The sequence below is a fragment of the Pseudomonas cedrina subsp. cedrina genome, assembly GCF_001983175.1.
Taxonomy (GTDB): Bacteria; Pseudomonadota; Gammaproteobacteria; order Pseudomonadales; family Pseudomonadaceae; genus Aquipseudomonas; species Aquipseudomonas cedrina.
The window spans coordinates 398,982-420,937 of sequence record NZ_MNPW01000007.1 but is presented as its reverse complement, the minus strand read 5'-3'; the positions used below and the strand labels follow the sequence as shown (position 1 = coordinate 420,937).

Sequence of the window (21,956 nt, the reverse complement as noted above, 5' to 3'; positions counted from 1 at the left end):
TTGATGTAACCCCTGATGACACCTCACACCACGCCTCCCATCCCTCGCTAATTTTTCCCTTTGCGGTTCGTTTTATAGGGACGACGTGCCTTTGTGCTTCCTGCCTATTGCTCCGGACTCCAAGAAATGAATGCTGAAGACTCCTTGAAACTTGCTCGCCGGTTTATCGGGTTGCCCCTGGAAAAGCGCCAACTGTTCCTGCAGGCCTTGCAGAAAGAGGGCGTGGATTTTTCCCGGTTTCCGATTCCGGCAGGAGTGGAAGTGGAGGATCGCCAGGCGCCGTCCTACGCCCAGCAACGCATGTGGGTCCTCTGGCAATTGGATCCCGCCAGTGGCGCCTACAACCTGCCCGGTGCCGTGCGGCTCAAGGGCACGCTGGACCTTGGCGCGCTGGAGCAGGCGTTTGCCAGCCTGGTCGCGCGCCATGAAACATTGCGCACCGTGTTCCGGCGCCAAGCGGATGAGCGTCTGATGCAAGTCGCCCTCGAGCCGTCGCTGGCGGTAGAGCACCTGGATTTCAGTGAGCTGGCCGTCCGCGAGCGTGAACAGGCCGTCAGCGAAGCCGCGACCCGTCAATCGCTGCTGCCGTTCGACCTGGAAAACGGCCCGCTGTTGCGTGTGCAATTACTCAAGCTCGCTGCGCAGGAGCACGTGTTGCTGCTGACCCTGCACCACATCGTCTCCGATGGCTGGTCGATGAATGTGCTGATCGACGAGTTCATCCGCTGCTACGACGCCCACGAGCGCAATGCCGAACCGCAACTGCCGGCCTTGCCGATCCAGTACGGTGACTATGCCCTGTGGCAGCGGCGCTGGCTTGAAGCGGGGGAGCAGGCCCGCCAACTGGACTATTGGCAGGCGCGCCTGGGTGATGAGCACCCCGTGCTGGAACTGCCGACGGACCGTCCGCGCCCGTCCATGCCGAGCTACCGGGGGGCGCGTCATAATTTCGCGATCGACCCGCAGCTGGCCGCACAGCTGCGCACCTGCGCCCAAAAGCACAACGTCACCCTGTTCATGTTATTGCTCGGCGCTTTCAACGTGCTGCTGCATCGGTATACCGGGCAGGGCGATATCCGCGTCGGCGTGCCGATCGCCAACCGCAACCGCACGGAAGTCGAAGGGCTGATCGGCTTTTTCGTCAATACCCAGGTCCTGCGCACCGAGCTGACCGGGCAAACCCGCGTCAACGAACTGCTGCAAAGCATCAAGGAACACGCGCTGGGCGCCCAGGCTCATCAGGAGCTGCCATTCGAGCGTCTGGTGGAAGCGCTCAAGGTTGAGCGCAACCTCAGCCATACACCCTTGTTCCAGGTGATGTACAACCACCAGCCGGTCGTCGCCGATATTGCCTCGGTCAGCACCGCCTCCGGCCTGGAGCTGGCGCTGGTGGAATGGCAAGCCCGCACCACCCAGTTCGACCTGACCCTGGACACCTACGAAAAATCCGGCACCCTGCACGCCGCGCTGACTTACGCCACTGACCTGTTCGATGCCGCGTCCATTCAGCGCATGGCCGGGCATTGGCTCAGCCTGTTGCAGGCCATGGTCGCCAACGGTGAGCAGCGTATCGGCGAGTTGCCGATGTTGGCCCCGGACGAGCAGCAGGTGCTGGTCCACGCCTGGAACCAGACAGCCAGGACTTACCCGACCGAGCGCGGCATTCATCACCTGATCGAAGACCAGGTGCACGCCACGCCTGATGCACCGGCGCTGGTGTTCGGCGTTACCACGTTGACTTACGCCCAGCTTGATGCGCGCGCCAACAGACTGGCCCATGCCCTGCGCGAGAAGGGCGTCGGCCCTGACGCCCTGGTGGGGATCTGCGTCGAGCGCTCCATTGAAATGGTGGTCGGCTTGCTGGCGATTCTCAAGGCCGGTGGCGCCTACGTCCCGTTGGACCCCGAATACCCCCGGGATCGTCTGGCCTATATGATCGAGGACAGCGGCATTCAATTGCTGCTCAGCCAGCGCAGTCTGTTGCCGTTGCTGCCTGTCGAGGGCATTCAGGTGATCGCCCTGGACCAGCCCGACGGCTGGCTCGACAGCTACGGCGCCGAAGCGCCGGATGTCAGCCTGCACGCGCTGAACCTGGCCTACGTGATCTACACCTCAGGTTCCACCGGCAAGCCCAAGGGGGCAGGCAACAGCCATCGCGCGTTGGTCAACCGCCTGTGCTGGATGCAGCAAGCCTATGGCCTGGATGCCAGCGATGCAGTGCTGCAGAAAACCCCGTTCAGCTTCGACGTGTCGGTGTGGGAATTCTTCTGGCCACTGATGACCGGCGCACGCCTGGTGGTCGCGGCGCCAGGCGAACACCGCGAACCGGCACGCCTGATCGAGACCATCGCGCAGCAAGGCATTACCACCTTGCACTTTGTGCCCTCGATGCTCCAGGCCTTTATCCATGAGCCGGGTGTACAGGCTTGCACCCAATTGCAGCGCATCGTCTGCAGTGGCGAAGCCCTGCCGCTGGATGCGCAGCTGCAAGTGTTCGCCAAGTTGCCGCAGGCCGCTTTGTTCAACCTCTACGGCCCGACCGAAGCCGCCATCGACGTGACTCACTGGACCTGCATCGACGAAGGCGCCGACAGCGTGCCCATCGGCCGGCCCATCGCCAACCTCGGTACCTACGTGCTCGATGCGCAGCTCAACCCGGTACCCGCCGGCGTCAGCGGCGAACTGTACCTGGGCGGCATCGGCCTGGCACGCAGTTACCACCGGCGCCCGGCGCTGACCGCAGAGCGTTTTGTGCCGAGCCCGTTCGATGACGGCGCACGCCTGTATCGTACGGGCGACCGTGTCCGCCAGCGCGCCGATGGGGTGATCGAGTACCTGGGCCGTCTCGACCATCAGGTCAAGTTGCGCGGCCTGCGGATCGAGCTGGGCGAGATCGAGGCACGCCTGCTGCAACACCCGTCGGTGCGCGAAGCCGTTGTGCTGGTGCAGGGCGGCAAGCAACTGGTGGCTTACCTGGTGCTGGAAGACCAGGCCCCGGCCGACCTCAAGACGTGGCTTCTCGACAGCCTGCCTGAATACATGGTGCCGACCCATATGGTGCACCTGGCCAAGCTGCCGGTGACCGCCAACGGCAAGCTCGACCGCAAGGCCTTGCCATTACCCGACGCCACGCCACAACAGGCGTATGCCGCACCGGAAAACCCGTTGCAAAAAGCCCTGGCCGCGATCTGGAGCGATGTGCTCGGTGCCCCACAGATCGGCCTGGACGACAACTTTTTCGAGCTGGGCGGTGATTCGATCATCTCCATCCAGGTGGTCAGCCGTGCCCGCCAGGCGGGCATTCGCCTCAGCCCACGGGACTTGTTCCAGTACCAGAACATCCGCAGCCTGACGCGGGTGGCGACCTTTGAACAAGCGAGCGTTATCGACCAAGGGCCGGTCACCGGCGAGGTGATGCTGACCCCCGTGCAGCACAGTTTTTTCGAACAGGCGATCCCGGCGCGTCAACATTGGAACCAGTCGTTGCTGCTGACCCCGCGTGAAACCCTCGAACCTGTACGTCTGGAAGCGGCCCTGGTCCAGTTGATCAACCATCACGACGCCCTGCGCCTGCGGTTTGTGCGCCATCCGCAAGGTTGGCGGCAAACCCATGCCGAGTGGGTGGCAACGCCCGAGTTGTGGCAAACCCAGGCTGCCGACGACGCTCAGTTGGCCGCACTTTGCGACAAAGCCCAGCGCAGCCTCGACCTTGCACAGGGCCCGCTGTTGCGCGCGGTCCTGATCGCCATGGCCGATGGCAGCCAACGCCTGTTGCTGGTGGTGCATCACCTCGTGGTAGACGGCGTGTCGTGGCGCATTCTGCTCGAAGACTTGCAGCAGGCTTATAGCAACGCCGCACTGCCAGCCAAGACCAGCGCCTACCAGCACTGGGCGCAGCAATTGCAGGCCCATGCGCAGACCCTGGACGCCCAACTGCCGTACTGGCAGGCGCAGACCGCGACCGCCGAGCTGCCCTGCGACAACCCCCAGGGCGGCCTGCAAAACCACTTGGGCAGCCAGCTCGAAATTCGCCTCAGCGCCGAACACACCCGCCAACTGCTGCAAGACGCTCCGGCAGCCTATCGCACCCAGGTCAACGACCTGTTGCTGACCGCACTGGCGCGCGTCATCACGCGTTGGAGCGGCCAGCCCGCTGCGCTGATCCAGCTGGAAGGCCATGGCCGCGAAGACCTGTTCGATTCGGTTGACCTGAGCCGTACCGTCGGCTGGTTCACCAGCCTGTTTCCGGTGCGCCTCGAGGCCGATGGCGAGCTGTCGAGCGCAATCAAATCGGTAAAGGAACAACTGCGCGCCGTGCCGGGCAAAGGCCTCGGCTACGGCTTGCTGCGCTACCTCGGCACACCTGACGCCCGCGCCACCCTGTCGAACCTGGCCGCGCCACGCATCACCTTCAACTACCTGGGCCAGTTCGACCGCCAGTTCAACGAGTCGGCGCTGTTCGTCCCGGCCACCCAGGGCAGCGGCCAGGCCCAGGATCCGGACGCGCCGCTGGCCAACTGGCTGACGGTGGAAGGGCAGGTGTATGGCGGGGAACTGGCGCTGCGGTGGGGTTTCAGCCGGGAGATGTTCGAGGCGGCGACTGTTCAGCGGCTGGCCGATGACTACGCGGCTGAGCTCAAGGCCCTGATCGAACATTGCTGCGCCACGCAGGCGGGGCAAGTGACCCCGTCGGACTTCCCGCTGGCGCGTTTGACCCAGCAGCAGCTGGACGCCTTGCCCATCGCCGGGCCGGCCATTGCCGACCTCTACCCGTTGTCGCCAATGCAGCAGGGTATGTTGTTCCACACGCTGTATGAGCCCGACGCCCAAGCCTATATCAACCAGTTGTGCCTGGATATCGAAGGTCTCGACCTGCTGACGTTCGGCCGTGCCTGGCAAGCCGCGCTGGATCGCCATGACATCCTGCGCAGCAGCTTCCACTGGCTCGGGCTGGACAGCGCCCATCAAGTGATCCAGCGCCAGGCCGATGTGCAGTTGCAAGTGATTGAGGACATTGAGGCAGATTTCGATGCGCTCGCGATGGCTGAGCGCGAGACAGGTTTCGCGCTGAATGCAGCACCGCTGTTCCGGTTGATGCTGGTGCACGGTGCCGGCACTGGATGGCACCTGATCTTCACCAGCCACCACATTCTCATGGACGGCTGGAGTAACGCCCAGTTGCTCGGCGAAGTCATCGCTCACTATGCCGGGCACACCGTGGCTGCGCCGCTCGGGCAGTTCCGCGATTACCTGGGCTGGCTGCAGCAACAGGCTTCAGGCGAGGCGTTCTGGAAAACCACCCTGGCACCGTTGCAAGCGCCGACCTTGCTCGCGCAGGCGCTGCGAGTACCGGCCGAAGGTCAAGGGATGGCTGAGCATCAGGTGGTGCTGGAGGCCGGTTTCACGCGCGCCCTCGGCGAATTTGCGCGTCACCACAAAGTCACGCTCAACACGCTGCTGCAAGGGGCCTGGAGCCTGTTGCTGCAACGCTATACCGGTCAGCACTGCGTGGCCTTTGGCGCCACGGTCGCGGGGCGCTCGGCACCGTTGCCGGGGATCGAGCAGCAATTGGGCCTGTTTATCAACACACTGCCCATCATCAGCACGGCCTCGCCGGCCCAGTCAGTTGCCGGTTGGCTGAGTGAATTGCAAGCCCTCAACCTGAGCCTGCGCGACCACGAACATGTGCCGCTCTATGACATCCAGGGTTGGGCTGGGCAGCAGGGTACGGCGTTATTCGACACCTTGCTGGTGTTCGAAAATTTCCCGGTGGCCGAAGCCCTGAAGCAAGGTGCACCCGCAGGCCTGACGTTCGGCCGGATGCACAACCATGAACAGACCAATTACCCGCTGACCCTGGGCATTGAATTGGGGGCCAGCCTGCGCCTGGAGTTCGGCTACGACCAGGCGCGTTTCAGCGCGCAGCAGGTCGCCCGACTCAGCAGCAACCTCCAGCATCTGCTGGCGCAAATGCTTGCAGACGCCCAGGCGCCGCTTGGCAATCTTCACCTGCTTGATACAGCCGCACGGCGCGACGTGCTCACCCTTAGCCAGTCGCCCAGTGCCGCTCAGCGTCACTCGCGCGTGCACGAACGCATCGCAGCCCAAGCGGCTGCGACACCTGAGGCGCTGGCTGTTAAGGCGGGCGAAGCGCACTTGAGCTACGCCCAGCTCAATGATCGCGCCAACCGTCTTGCCCATCGTTTGCTGGCGCTGGGCGTTGGCCCAGGCCAGCGTGTCGGTCTGGCCGCTCGACGTGGCCCGCAGTTGATCGTCAGCCTGCTGGGCGTGCTCAAAAGCGGCGGCGCCTATGTGCCGCTGGACCCGAGCTATCCCGCCGAACGCCTGGCCTACATGCTGGCGGACAGCCGCCTGGATCTGCTGCTCAGTGAAACCGGTCTGCTGGCCGACCTGCCGCTGCCTCAGGGTCTGGAGCGTGTGGTGTTCACCGCATCCGGGGAAGAACTGGCCGACTACCCGTCATCTAATCCAACCAATCACGCCGCCGCTGCCGACTTGGCTTACGTGATCTACACCTCCGGCTCCACAGGGTTGCCCAAGGGCGTGGCCATCGATCATGCCGCCCTCGGCCAATTTTGCGACAGTGCGCAAGCTTACAGCCGATTGAGCGCGGTGGACCGCGTGCTGCAATTTGCGACGTTCAGCTTCGACGGCTTCGTCGAGCAATGCTACCCACCGCTGTGTGTAGGCGCCGCGTTGATCATGCGCGGCGATGAACTATGGGACGCCGGGCAATTGGCGCAGGAAATCGTCGAGCAGGGCGTGACCCTGGCTGACTTGCCGGCCGCTTACTGGTATTTGCTGGCCAAGGAGTGCGCAGAGGAACAGCGCACCCTGGGCAATCTGCGCCAAGTGCATGTGGGCGGCGAGGCGATGTCGGTAGAAGGGCTGCGTGCCTGGTCCGCCGCCGGATTGGGTGGCGTGCGGCTGGTCAATACCTACGGCCCCACCGAGGCAACCGTGGTTTCCAGCGTGCACGACTGCCAGTTGGCCGATGCCAGCGATGCGTTTGGCGTGCCGATTGGTCGAGCCATTGAAGGCCGCTCGTTGTATGTGCTGGACAGCGGTTTCGAGCTGCTGGTCACCGAGGGCGTCGGCGAATTGTGCATCGGCGCCGAGCATGGCCTGGCCCAACACTACTTCGACCGCCCGGCGCTGACCGCTGAGCGTTTCCTGCCGGACCCGTTCTCGGCTGTCCCCGGCGCGCGTCTTTACCGTAGCGGCGACTTGGCTCGTTACAACGAGGCGGGGGCGCTGGAGTACGTCGGGCGCATCGACCATCAAGTGAAGATCCGCGGTTTCCGTGTGGAAATGGGCGAGATCGAAGCCAGCCTGCAAGCCTTGCCGCAGTTACGTGAAGCCGCTGTCATCGCGCAATCAGGCGCGACCGGCACGCAGTTGGTGGCGTACGTGGTGCCCGCCAGCGGGCAAACGTTGGATTCGTCGGTGTTGGCGGCAATTTTGCGCGAGTCCCTGCCGGACTACATGCTGCCTGGGCATTGGGTCGTTCTTGACGCCTTGCCCTTGAACAACAACGGCAAGCTTGACCGTCGCGCACTGCCGGCGCCGGACTTGAATCAAGCACGCCACGCCTATCGGGCGCCGCAAACCGTCCTGCAAACACAGCTGGCCGCCATCTGGCAAGCGGTGTTGCAGGTAGAGCAGGTGGGGCTCAATGACCACTTCTTTGAACGTGGCGGCCATTCGTTGCTGGCGACCCAAGTGGTTTCTCGGGTACGCCATGACCTCAAGCTGGAAGTGCCGTTGCGGGCGCTGTTCGAACAACCGACGCTGGAAGCGTTCGCAGCCGCTTGCGCAGGGTTGCAGGTCACAAAGGTGCTGCCTTTGGTGGCAGTGACGCGTGACCAGCCGCTGGCGCTGTCTTTCGCCCAGGAGCGGCAATGGTTCCTCTGGCAACTGGACCCGACCAGCGCCGCCTACCACGTGCCGAGTGCGCTGCACTTGCGCGGCCAACTGGATGTCGCGGCCCTGGAGCAGGCGTTCCAGGCCCTGGCGCAACGTCATGAACCGCTGCGCACCACGTTTGTGGAGGAGGGCGAGCATACCTGGCAGGTGATTCACCCAAGCCTGAAGATGCCGATTGAACGTCAGCGGGTAGCGGCCTCAGCGATTGAGCACGCCGTGGCGCAGGAAATCCAGCGCCCGTTCGACCTGGTCAACGGCCCGCTGATGCGCGTCAAATTGCTGGAGGTCGACGCCGGGCACCATGTGCTGGTGATCACCCAGCACCACATCATCTCCGACGGTTGGTCGATGCAGGTGATGGTCGATGAGCTGGTGAAGGTGTATCAGGGCCGGGTTCATTTGCCGGCGCTGCCGATCCAGTACGCCGATTACGCCCTGTGGCAACGCGAATGGATGGCGGCCGGTGAAAAACAGCGTCAACTCGATTACTGGCGCACACGCCTGGGCGCCGAGCATCCCGTGCTGGAATTGCCTCTGGACCATCCACGCCCGGCAGTACAAAGCCATCGCGGCGCGCGCTGGCAAGTCCTTCTGGACAACGCGCTGGTGGCCCAACTCAAGGCCTTGGCCCAGCGCCAGGACGTGACCTTGTTCGTGCTGCTGCTGGCGTCGTTCCAGACCTTGTTGCATCGCTACAGCGGCCAGTCCGAAATCCGTGTCGGCGTTCCGATCGCCAACCGTAATCGCCTGGAAACCGAGCGCCTTGTCGGCTTCTTCGTCAACACCCAGGTGCTGCAGGCCGACGTGCACGGGCAGATGGCATTCGACCAACTGCTCGCCCAGGTCAAACAGCGTGCTCTGGAAGCCCAGGCCCATCAGGACCTGCCGTTCGAACAACTGGTAGAAGCGCTGCAACCGGAGCGCAGCCTCAGTCATAACCCGCTGTTCCAGGTGATGTTCAACCACCAGGACAGCTTGCGCGCAGCCCCAGTGCAATTGCCTGGCCTGGATTTGCAACCGGTGGATTGGACGGGGCACAGCACCCAGTTCGACCTCAATCTGGAGACCGAAGAGTCCGCCGAAGGCCTGTGGGCGTCCCTGACCTACGCCACTGACCTGTTCGAAGATACCACCGTTGAGCGCCTGGCCGAACACTGGCAACAGCTGTTGCGCGCCGTGGTCCGCGATGCATCCCAGGCCGTGGATGAGCTGGCGATGCTCAGTGCGCCGCAATGGCAACAGATGGTTGAGGAATGGAACGACACCGCTGTCGACTACCCTCGCGAACGTTGCGTGCACCATGTGTTCGAAACCCAGGCCCTGGCGCATCCGAACGCGCTGGCGCTGCAGTTCAACGGCCAAGCCCTGAGCTATGGCGAGCTCAATCGTCGCGCCAACCGCCTGGCCCATCGCCTGATCGCGGCGGGCGTAGGACCGGACGTACTGGTGGCGGTGTGTGTCGAGCGTTCACTGGACATGGTGGTTGGCTTGCTGGCGACCCTCAAGGCCGGTGGCGCCTATGTGCCGCTCGACCCGCAATTCCCGGCGGACCGCTTGGCCTACATGCTTGAAGACAGCCGCGCACGGGTGCTCTTGACCCAACCAAAGCTGCGTGGCCGCCTGGCGCTGCCGCAAGGTTTGCAGGAGCTGATGGTCGAGGACGCCGACGCTGCCGAGCACAACCCGCACGTCAGCGTCACGCCGGAACACCTCGCCTACGTGATCTACACCTCCGGCTCCACCGGCAAACCCAAGGGTGTGATGGTGCACCACCAGGCGCTGTGCAGCTTTACTTACGGCATGGCCGCTAGCCTGGATATCGGCGTTGACGCACGGATGTTGTCGCTGACCACGTTCTCGTTCGATATTTTCGCCCTGGAGCTGTACGTGCCGCTGACGGTCGGTGCCTCTGTGTTGTTGAGCGGCCAGGAACTCGCCCTCGACCCGGAAGCGATCATCGACCTGGTGCACAGCCAGTCCGCCAACGTACTTCAAGCCACACCCTCGACCTGGCGCATGTTGCTCGAAAGCCCGCGTGCCGGGTTACTGCGCGGCATCAAGAGCCTGTGCGGCGGTGAGGCGTTGCCGGTCGACCTCGCCCAACGCATGCTCGACCTGCAAGGCCCGTTGTGGAACCTCTATGGTCCTACGGAAACCACCATCTGGTCGGCGGCCCATCGGTTGCACGACTCGCAGCCGTTTGTGGGTCGGCCTATCGCCAATACTCAGGTGTTCATCCTCAACGCCGGGCTGACGCCAAGTCCGATCGGCGCAGCCGGTGAGCTGCTGATCGGCGGTGTCGGCCTGGCGCGGGGCTACCACGAACGGCCTGCGCTGACGGCCGAGCGCTTTGTGCCCAACCCCTATGGAGAGCCAGGTGAGCGCCTGTACCGCACCGGCGATTTGGCGCGCTACCGCGCCGACGGTGTGGTGGAGTACATCGGCCGGGTCGACCATCAGGTCAAGGTGCGTGGGTTTCGCATCGAACTGGGTGAAATTGAAGCCTGCCTGCGCGAGCATGCCGGGGTGCGCGAAGCCGTGGTCCTTGCCGAAAACGAGCGCTTGATTGCCTATCTGGTCGCTTCCACGCCTGGCGCACCTGAAGCATACAAGGCGGCGCTGCGCGATCGCCTGCCGGACTACATGGTGCCGGCGCATGTGATGTTCCTTGACCGTCTGCCCCTGACCCCCAACGGCAAGCTCGACCGCAAGGCCTTGCCGACGGTGGACGCGGCGCTGTTGCGCAAAGATCACGTGGCACCCGTGACGCCGCGTGAACAGCAGGTCGCGGCAATCTGGGCCGAAGTGCTGGACGTGCCGCAGGTCGGCCTCGACGACCACTTTTTCGAACGGGGCGGGCATTCACTGCTGGCCACGCGGGTGGTGTCGCGGGTTCGTCAGGCGCTGGCACTGGAAGTGGCGCTCAAGACCCTGTTTGAACACCCGCTGCTGGGTGACTTCGTGCGGGCCCTGGGCGAGGAGGGCGTGCTGGCGCCCGCGTTGCTCAAGGCCGATCGCAACCATCCGCTGCCGCTGTCGTATGCCCAGGAGCGTCAATGGTTCCTGTGGCAACTGGACCCGCAAAGCACGGCGTATCACATCCCCAGCGCACTACGGTTGAAAGGGCAACTGGACCTGGCCGCACTGCAGCGCAGTTTCGACACCTTGCTGGCACGCCATGAAAGCTTGCGCACTCATTTGCGTCAGGACGCCACGGGCACGGTGCAAGTCATTGAAGACTCAGGCCTGATCGAAATCGAGCTGGCCGATACCGATGAAGCCGGCCTCAAGGCACGGGTCGCTGAGGGTGTTGCGCAGCCGTTTGACCTGCTGCGCGGGCCGCTGCTACGGGTCAGACTGCTGCGCCTGGGCCCTGATGACCATGTGCTGGTACTGGTGCAGCACCACATCGTTTCTGATGGTTGGTCGATGCAATTGATGGTCGAGGAACTGGTGCAACTGTACGCGGCCTTCAGCCAAGGTCAGATGCCAAACCTGCCGGCATTGCCGATCCAGTATGCCGACTACGCTCTGTGGCAGCGCAACTGGATGGAAGCCGGTGAAAAGGCCCGTCAACTGGCGTACTGGCAGGCCCGATTGGGTGGCGTGCAACCGGTGCTGGAGTTGCCTTTCGACTACTTGCGCCCGGTAGTGCAAAGCCATCGTGGTGCGCGCCTGGGTATCGAGCTGGAACCACAGCTTTTGGCGAGTTTGCGCAGCTTGGCGCAGCGTGCCGGGGTCACGTTGCCGATGCTGCTGCTGGCGTCCTACCAGGCGTTGCTGCACCGCTACAGCGGCCAGGAAGACGTGCGCGTCGGCGTGCCGGTTGCCAACCGTAATCGTCTGGAAACCGAAGGGCTGATCGGCTTTTTCGTCAATACCCAAGTGCTCAAGGCCGATATCCACGGGCAGATGAGCGTTGTGCAACTGTTGCACCAGGCACGTGAGCGTTCGCTGGAGGCCCAGGCCCACCAGGACCTGCCATTCGAGCAACTGGTCGAAGCACTGCAACCCGAGCGCAGCATGAGCCTGAGCCCGCTGTTCCAGGTGCTGTTCAACCATCGTGCGACCTCGGCCGACAATCACTTGCAGCGCCTCACCGCGCTGGACGTCGAAGTACTGAGCTGGGATGAAGGCGTGGCCCAGTTCGACCTGGCACTGGATGTGGAGGAAAGCCAGGCGACGCTACGTGCATCCCTGAGCTACGCCACCGATCTATTTGCCCCGGCGACCATCGAACGCATGGCCGGTCACTGGCAAAACCTGCTGCAGGCGATGGTTGTCGACCCACAGCAATCCATCAGCCAATTGAACCTGCTGGGCCAGGATGAACAACAGCACATCCTTCACCTGTGGAACCAGACCGACGCCGGTTTCTCGGCCGAGCGTCTTGTTCACGAATTGGTCGGCGATCGCGCCCGGGAAAATCCGGATGCGGTCGCCGTGAAATTCGATGCGCAAACCCTGAGCTACGGCGAACTCGATGGTCAGGCGAACCGCCTGGCCCATGCGTTGATCGCCCGAGGCGTTGGCCCGGAAGTGCGCGTGGCGATTGCCATGCCGCGCAGTGCCGAGAGCATGGTGGCGTTTCTCGCGGTGATGAAAGCCGGTGGCGTGTATGTGCCGCTGGATATCGAATACCCGCGTGATCGGTTGCTGTACATGATGCAAGACAGCCGTGCGCAATTGTTGCTGACGCATTCCAGCGCGTTGCAGCAACTGCCGATCCCCGACGGCCTGGATAGTCTGGCGATTGATTGCCCTGAGGAATGGGCGTGTTACAGCGACACTGCACCCGACGTAAAGCTGGACGGCGACAACCTCGCGTACGTGATCTACACATCCGGTTCTACCGGCATGCCCAAAGGCGTCGCGGTGTCCCATGGCCCGCTGGTGGCGCACATCATTGCTACCGGCGAGCGCTATGAAACGTCCCCGGTCGACTGCGAACTGCACTTCATGTCGTTCGCCTTTGACGGCTCCCACGAAGGCTGGATGCACCCACTGATCAACGGCGCCAGCGTGCTGATCCGCGACGATAGCCTGTGGCTGCCCGAATACACCTACGAACAAATGCATCGCCATAACGTGACCATGGCCGTGTTCCCGCCGGTGTACCTGCAGCAGTTGGCCGAACATGCTGAGCGCGACGGCAACCCACCGGCTGTTCGTGTGTATTGCTTCGGCGGTGACGCGGTCGCCCAGGCCAGTTACGACCTGGCATGGCGCGCGCTGAAGCCGACCTACCTGTTCAATGGCTACGGCCCCACCGAAACCGTGGTCACACCGCTGTTGTGGAAGGCGCGAAAAGGCGACCCATGCGGCGCCGTTTACGCGCCAATCGGCACATTGTTGGGCAACCGCAGCGGCTATGTCCTGGACTCGCAACTCAACCTGCAACCCATCGGCGCCGCCGGCGAGCTGTACCTGGGCGGTGAGGGCGTGGCTCGAGGTTATCTGGAACGTCCGGCACTCACCGCCGAACGTTTTGTTCCCGATCCATTCGGCAAACCTGGCAGCCGCGTGTATCGCAGCGGCGACCTGACCCGTGGCCGTCCGGATGGCGTGGTGGATTACCTTGGCCGTGTCGACCATCAGGTGAAAATCCGTGGCTTCCGCATCGAACTGGGTGAAATCGAAGCCCGCCTGCGCGAGCAGGACAGCGTCGGCGAAACCGTGGTGGTCGCCCAGGAAGGCCCGACCGGCAAGCAACTGGTCGCCTATGTGGTTCCGGCAGACGCCAACCTGGCCGACCAGGCCGAGTTCCGCGACAGCTTGCGCCGCGCCCTGAAAACCCGCCTGCCGGACTACATGGTGCCGACGCACTTCATGTTCCTGGCGCAAATGCCGCTGACCCCCAACGGCAAGCTCGACCGCAAGGGCCTGCCCGAACCGGATGTGAGCCTCATGCAGCAGGCTTATGTGGCCCCCCAAACCCAGCTGGAGCAGCAGATCGCCGCGATCTGGGCCGACGTGCTGCGCCTGCCGCAGGTGGGCCTGAACGACAACTTCTTCGAGGTGGGCGGCCACTCCCTGTTGGCGATCCAGATTACCTCGCGGGTCCAGGCCGAACTGGGTCTGGAAGTGCCGTTGGTGGAAGTGTTCCAGACCGAAACGCTGCGTGCCTATGTACAGGCCGCCGCCACCTTCCGCGCCGGCAGCGCGGAAGATTTTGATGATCTTCGTGACTTTTTGAGCGAACTAGAGGCGATTTGAACCATGCTTTCCAACCCTAATATCGATCTGGTTTCGCGCTTTCTTCGCCTGCCTCTGGAACAGCGCCAGCAATTTTACCAACGCCTGCAAAGCCGGGGCATGAGCTTCGCGCAACTGCCGATTGCTTCGATCCGCGAGGACGGCCAGCCCCTGCCGCTGTCCTACGCCCAGGAACGCCAGTGGTTTCTCTGGCAATTAGACCCTGAAAGCGCCGCCTATCACGTCCCCGGTGCCCTGCGCCTGAGCGGGCGCCTGGACAAGGCCGCCCTGCAACGCAGTTTCGACACCCTGGTGGCGCGCCACGAAAGCCTGCGCACGCGCCTGCACCTGGACGGTGAACAGCGTGCCCAGGAAGTGCTGGCGCCTGCACCGATCGAGATCGCCGAAAGCGCGGTCGACGAAGCCCGCCTCAAGGCGCGGGTAGAGGCTGAAATCGCGCGGCCCTTCGATTTGCAGCAAGGCCCGCTGCTGCGGGTCAGCTTGTTCGCGGTGAGTGAAGCGGAGCACGTGCTGGTGCTGGTGCAGCACCATATCGTCTCCGATGGCTGGTCGATGGGTGTGATGGTGCAGGAATTGATGCAGCTCTATGCCGCCTACAGCCAGGGCCTGGAGTGTGTGTTGGCGCCGCTGCCGATCCAGTACGCCGACTACGCGCTGTGGCAGCGCAGTTGGATGGAAGCGGGGGAGAAAGCCCGTCAACTGGGATACTGGCGCGAACTGCTCAGCGGCACGCAGCCGGTGCTGGAGTTGCCCTTCGACCAGCCGCGTCCGGCGCAGCAAAGCTTCCGTGGCGCACGCCAGGACATCGCGCTGGAGCCGGCCTTGGTCGCCGGGTTGAAAGCCCTGGCCCAGCGCGAAGGCGTGACGATGTTCATGCTGCTGCTGGCCTCGTTCCAGGCGTTTTTGTACCGCTACAGCGGCCAGCCGGATATCCGCGTCGGCGTGCCGATCGCCAACCGTAACCGCGTCGAGACCGAATCGCTGATCGGTTTCTTCGTCAACACCCAAGTGCTCAAGGCCGACCTCGATGGCCAGATGAGCTTCGCCCAGTTGCTGCAGCACACCAAGCGCCGCGCGCTGGAAGCCCAGGCCCATCAGGACTTGCCCTTCGAGCAGTTGGTGGAAGCGCTGCAACCGGAGCGTAGCCTGAGCCATAACCCGCTGTTCCAGGTGATGTTCAATCACCAGGCCCACTCGCACACCGCCGCGCAGCAACTGCCAGGCCTGCGCGTGACCAACCTGGAATGGGACAGCCACAGCGCCCAGTTCGATCTGAGCCTGGACACCCAGGAAAGCGGCGAGGGCATCTGGGCCTCGCTGACCTACGCTACCGACCTGTTCAGCGCGGCTACCGTCGCACGCATGGGCGAGCACTGGCTGAGCTTGTTGCGTGCCGCTGTAGCCAATAGCGCATTGCCTTTGCAGGACCTGGCGATGCTCAACGCCCATGAGCGTGAGCAAATCCTGCACCAGTGGAACGCCACCGAGCGTGACTACCCGCGAGGGCAGTGGGCGCATCATCTGATCGAAGCCCAGGCCCTGGCACAGCCGGATGCGCCGGCGTTGCGCTTCAATGACCTGTCCCTGAACTATGCCGAACTGAACCGTCGCGCCAACCGCCTGGCCCATCGTCTGATCGAAGCCGGTGTAGGCCCGGACGTGCTGGTGGGGCTGGCGGTGGAGCGCTCCATCGAAATGGTGGTGGGCTTGCTCGCCATCCTCAAGGCCGGTGGCGCCTATGTGCCGCTGGACCCGGAATACCCGCGTGAGCGCCTGGCTTACATGCTGGAAGACAGTGGGGTGAAACTGCTGCTGACCCAGACACATTTGCATGAACAGTTGCCCATTCCCCAAGGGCTGGAAACCCTGGTGCTGGGCGAGCCCGCGTATGAAGGCTATAGCGATGCCAACCCAGGCATCGTCCTGGACGGCGAAAACCTTGCCTACGTGATCTACACCTCAGGTTCCACCGGCCAACCGAAAGGTGCGGGTAACCGGCATTCGGCGTTGCTGAATCGCCTGCAATGGATGCAGGAAGCCTACGGCCTGGACGCCAGCGACACGGTGCTGCAAAAGACCCCGTTCAGCTTTGACGTGTCGGTGTGGGAGTTCTTCTGGCCGCTGATGACCGGCGCGCGCCTGGTGGTCGCGGCACCTGGCGATCATCGTGATCCGGCCAAGCTGATGCACCTGATCAATCAAGAGCAGGTCACCACGCTGCATTTTGTGCCCTCGATGTTGCAGGCGTTCCTGCAGGACCCTGCGGTATCGACCTGCCAAAGCCTGCAACGCATTGTGTGCAGCGGTGAAGCCTTGCCGGTGGATGCCCAGCAGCAGGTGTTTGCCAAGCTGCCGCAGGCCGGGCTTTACAACCTGTACGGCCCGACCGAAGCGGCCATTGATGTGACCCACTGGACCTGCGTGGATGAAGGTCGCGATGCCGTGCCGATTGGCCGTCCCATTGCCAACCTCGGCTGCTACATCCTCGACAGCAATTTCGAACCGGTCCCGGTCGGCGTGCTGGGCGAGTTGTATCTGGGCGGCATCGGCCTGGCCCGTGGTTACCACCGCCGTGCGGCGCTGACCGCCGAACGTTTTGTCGCCCATCCGTTCATCAACGGCGAGCGCCTGTACCGCACCGGCGACCTGGCGCGCTACCGCGAAGACGGCGTGATCGAATACGCCGGACGAATCGACCATCAAGTCAAGCTGCGTGGCCTACGCATCGAGCTGGGTGAAATCGAAGCGCGCCTGCTGGAACACGATTGTGTGCGTGAAACCGCCGTGCTGGCGGTCGACGGCAAATACCTGGTGGGCTACCTGGTCCTGCAAAACGCTGGCGACGACTGGCGCGACGTGTTGAGTGCCCACCTGGCCCAACATCTGCCGGACTACATGGTGCCTGCGCAATGGGTGCTGCTGGAGCAGATGCCCCTGAGCCCCAACGGCAAGCTGGACCGCAAAGCCCTCCCCAAACCCGAAACCACCCACCACTACGAAGCCCCGCAAAATGGCCTGGAACAGCGGATCGCCGCGATCTGGGCCGAGGTGCTTGGCGTGGAACAGGTGGGTTCGAACGACAACTTCTTCGAGCGTGGCGGTGACTCGATCATCTCCATTCAAGTGGTCAGCCGCGCCCGTGCCGCCGGTATCCATTTCACGGCCAAGGCGCTGTTCCAGCACCAGACGGTGCGCAGCCTGGCCCGCGTGGCGCAGTTGCAGACGGCGCAAGTGATCGATCAGGGGCCGGTGCAGGGCCAGACGCCGCTGTTGCCGTTCCAGCAGTTGTTCTTCGAGATGGAACTGCCGGACCGCCATCACTGGAACCAGTCCCTGCTGCTGACACCACGCCAGCCCATTCGTGGCGAGCAGTTGGACGCTGCGCTGCAAACGCTCACCCAGCATCACGATGTACTGCGCCTGAGCTTCAGCCAGCAGGCCGAAGGCTGGACCGCGCGGCATGACGCGCCGCCCGCGACCCTGCTGTGGCAAGCAAACGTGCAGGACGCCGCCGAACTGCAAACCCTGTGCGAGCGCGCCCAGCGCAGCCTCGACCTGCAACAGGGCCAATTGCTGCGTGCGGTACTCGCGGATATGGCGGACGGCTCCCAGCGGTTGCTGCTGGTGATGCACCACCTGGTGGTCGACGGCGTGTCCTGGCGGGTGTTCCTCGAGGACCTGCAAAGCCTGTATCGCCAACAACAGTTGCCGGCCAAGACCTCTTCGTTCAAGGCCTGGGCCGAGCGTTTGCAAGCCCATGCGCGCAGCGAAGCGGTGCTACCGGAAAAAGCCTTCTGGCTGCAGCAACTCCAGGGCGTGTCTACCGACTTGCCATGCCGTGATCCACAAGGCGCACGTCCAGGCCGTCTGGCCCAGACCGTGGTCAGCCAACTGGATGCCGAGCGCACCCGGCAATTGCTGCAACAGGCGCCCACGGCCTATCGCACCCAGATCAACGACTTGCTGCTGACGGCTCTGGCGCGCGTCATCTGCCAGTGGACCGGGCAAGCCTCCAGCTTGGTCCAACTGGAAGGCCATGGCCGTGAAGACCTGTTCGACGACATCGACCTGACCCGCACCCTCGGCTGGTTCACCAGCCTGTTTCCGGTGCGCCTGACTCCGGCCGAATCCCTCGCCACCTCGATCAAGCAGATCAAGGAACAACTGCGCGCGGTACCGGACAAAGGCCTCGGCTTCGGCGCGCTGCGTTATCTGGGCGATGACGCCACGCGCCAGGCGTTCAGCGCGTTGCCGGTGCCGCGCATCACCTTCAACTACCTGGGCCAGTTCGACGGCAGTTTTGACCAACCCGACAGCCTGTTCACCCCAGCTTCGGAAAGCGCCGGTGCCGAACAAAGCCCGGACGCCCCACTGGGCAACTGGTTGACCCTTAACGGCCAGGTGTATGGCGGTGAACTGCGCATGGGCTGGACCTTCAGCCCGCTGATGTTCGACGCACCGCAGATCGAGGCCTTGAGCCAGGCCTTTACCCGCGAGCTGACGGCGTTGGTGGAGCATTGCTGCACCCCCGGCAACCACGGCGTGACGGCCTCCGACTTCCCGTTGTCGCGCCTGACCCAGCAACAGCTGGAGTCCTTGCCCCTGGCTGCCGAGGCCATCGAAGACCTCTACACCTTGTCGCCCATGCAGCAGGGCATGCTGTTCCATACCCTGTACGAACAGGCGGCCGGCGACTACATCAACCAGATCCGCGTGACAGTCGAGGGCCTGGACGTGGCGCGGTTCCAGCAGGCCTGGGACGCTACCGTGCAAGCCCATGAAGTACTGCGCAGCGGATTCTTCTGGGAAGGTCAACTGGAATGGCCGTGCCAGGTGGTGTACCGCGAGGCGCGCTTGCCGATCGAACAACTTGATTGGCGGACCATGCCGGAACCTGAGCTGGCACTGCAGAACCTGCAGCACGCCCAGCGCCGCCAGGGTTTCGACCTGGCCAAGGCGCCGCTTGTACGCCTGGTCCTGGTGCGCACCGACGAGCACCGCCATGAGCTGATCTACACCCACCATCACATCCTGATGGACGGTTGGAGCAACTCGCGACTGTTCGGTGAAGTGCTGCAACGCTACGCCGGCGTAGCGGTGCCTGAAGCGGTCGGGCGCTATCGCGATTACATCGGCTGGCTGCAGCAGCGTGATGCGGGTGCGACCGAAGCCTTCTGGCGCGAGCAACTGAGTGCGCTGCAAGCGCCGACCCGCCTGGGCAGCAGCCAGCCGATGGCGCCGGATGGGCAGGGCGAACATCGACTGGGCCTGGATCGCCAGCTGACCGTGCGCCTTGAGGCGTTCGCGCGCGACAACAAGGTCACCCTCAATACGTTGATCCAGGCGGCATGGTTGATCCTGCTGCAGCGCCATAGCGGGCAAGCGGTGGTGTCCTTCGGTGCCACTGTCGCCGGGCGTCCGGCGGAGCTTGCGGGGGTGGAACAGCAGATCGGGCTGTTCATCAACACGTTGCCGGTGATCTGCGCGGTGGATGACCAGCAGTCCGTGGCGCAGTGGTTGCAAGCGGTGCAGGCGCGAAACCTGACCCTGCGCGAGCATGAGCACACCGGCCTGTACGATATCCAGCGCTGGGCCGGGCAGGGCGGTGAAGCCTTGTTCGATAACATCCTGGTGTTCGAGAACTACCCGGTGTCCAAGGCCCTGGAACAGAGCGGCGGCAGCGGTATCCGCTTTGGCCTGCCTGACTCGCGCGAGCAAACCAGCTTCCCGCTCACGGTGCTGGTGGACGTCGGTGACACGCTGTCGGTGCAGTTCAGCTTTGCCCGTGCGCATTTCAGCGCAGGCACGGTGCAACGCTATGGCCGCCATCTGGTCAACCTGCTGCAAGCGATGTTTGAGGGCGGCCAGCAGCGTCTGGGCGAGTTGGCGATGCTGGATGCGACCGAGCGTCGGCAGCAGCTACACGATTGGAATGCCACCGCGCGCGACTACCCGCTGGGGCAGTGGGTGCATCAGTTGATCGAAGCGCAGGCCGCGCGCGCGCCGGACGCAGCGGCCCTGGTGTTTGCCGAGCAGCGCTTGAGCTACGCCGAACTGAACCGGCGCGCCAACCGCCTGGCCCATCGCTTGATCGAAGCCGGCGTGGGGCCGGACGTGTTGGTGGGCCTGGCCGTGGAGCGCTCCATCGACATGGTGGTGGGCCTGCTGGCGGTGCTCAAGGCCGGCGGTGCCTACGTACCGCTGGACCCGGAGTATCCGCGCGAGCGCCTGGCCTACATGCTGCAAGACAGCGGGGTGAAGCTGCTGCTGACCCAGGCGCATTTGCTTGAGCAGTTGCCGATACCGCAGGGACTGAAGACCCTGGTATTGGGCGAGGCTGCCCTTGAGGGCTACAGCGACACCAACCCGAATATCGCGCTGGACGGCGAAAACCTGGCCTACGTGATCTACACCTCGGGCTCAACCGGCCAACCCAAAGGCGCGGGTAACCGTCATTCGGCGCTGCTGAACCGCCTGCAATGGATGCAGGAAGCCTACGGCCTGGATGGCAGCGACACGGTGCTGCAAAAGACCCCGTTCAGCTTCGACGTGTCGGTGTGGGAGTTCTTCTGGCCGCTGATGACCGGCTCGCGCCTGGTGGTCGCGGCGCCGGGCGATCATCGTGATCCAGCGAAATTGATCCGCCTGATCAATCAACAGCAGGTCACCACCTTGCACTTCGTGCCCTCAATGCTGCAGGCGTTCCTGCAAGACCCGGCCGTCGCAACGTGCCAAAGTCTGCAACGCGTCGTGTGCAGCGGCGAAGCCTTGCCGGTGGACGCGCAGCAGCAAGTGTTCGCCAAGCTGCCGCAGGCCGGGCTCTATAACCTCTACGGCCCGACCGAGGCCGCCATCGACGTGACCCACTGGACCTGCGTGGACGAAGGCCGCGATGCGGTGCCGATCGGCCGACCGATCGCCAACCTCGGTTGCTACATCCTCGACAGCAACTTCGAGCCGGTCCCGGTCGGCGTGCTGGGCGAGCTGTATCTGGGTGGTATCGGTCTGGCCCGTGGTTACCACCATCGCCCGGCACTCACTGCCGAACGCTTTATCGCCCATCCGTTTATCAAGGGCGAGCGCCTGTACCGCACCGGCGACCTGGCGCGCTACCGCGAGAACGGTGTGATCGAGTACGCCGGGCGCATCGACCACCAGGTCAAACTGCGCGGCCTGCGCATCGAGCTGGGCGAAATCGAAGCGCGCCTGCTGGAACACGATTGGGTCCGCGAGGCCGCCGTGCTGGCGGTCGACGGCAAATACTTGGTGGGTTATCTGGTGCTGCAACACGCCGGCGATGACTGGCGCGAAGTGCTGACGATCCACCTGGCCCATCACCTGCCGGACTACATGGTCCCGGCGCAGTGGATGCTGCTCGAGCAAATGCCCCTGAGCCCCAACGGCAAGCTCGACCGCAAGGCCCTGCCAGCGCTGGACGCGAGCCTGCAAGCCCGCGAATACGTGGCTCCGCACAGCGAGCTGGAACAGCAGATTGCTGCCATCTGGGCCGAGGTGCTGGAAGTGGAGCGGGTGGGCATGAACGACAACTTCTTCGAACTGGGCGGGCATTCGCTGCTGGCGACCCAGGTGGTGGTGCGCTTGCGCGAGCAATTGCACGCCGAGTTCGACGTCAAGGCGATCTTCACCGCCCCGACCCTGGCCGATTTCAGTGCGCAGATAGCGGCCCGGCAGACAAATAATTCGCCGGTGCAGGACGCATTGGCTAAATCCTTGGAGGCCCTTAAACGTCTATCAGCAGAAGATCTGGATAAATTGATTTCCTGAGGGGCGTG

The 21,956-nt window shown here is 63.8% G+C and carries 2 protein-coding genes; both read left to right on the top strand.

Annotated features, from left to right (window positions below):
• Positions 1 to 126 precede the first annotated feature (126 nt).
• The gene (locus BLL36_RS17155; RefSeq protein WP_076952569.1) at positions 127 to 14,163 is read left to right on the top strand and encodes a non-ribosomal peptide synthase/polyketide synthase; all 14,037 of its coding nucleotides are present in this window, start codon (positions 127 to 129) and stop codon (positions 14,161 to 14,163) included.
• A gap of 3 nt (positions 14,164 to 14,166) precedes the next feature.
• Positions 14,167 to 21,948 (top strand): non-ribosomal peptide synthetase, encoded by a 7,782-nt coding sequence (locus BLL36_RS17150; RefSeq protein ID WP_076952568.1) that lies wholly within the window; start codon positions 14,167 to 14,169, stop codon positions 21,946 to 21,948.
• Positions 21,949 to 21,956 lie beyond the last annotated feature (8 nt).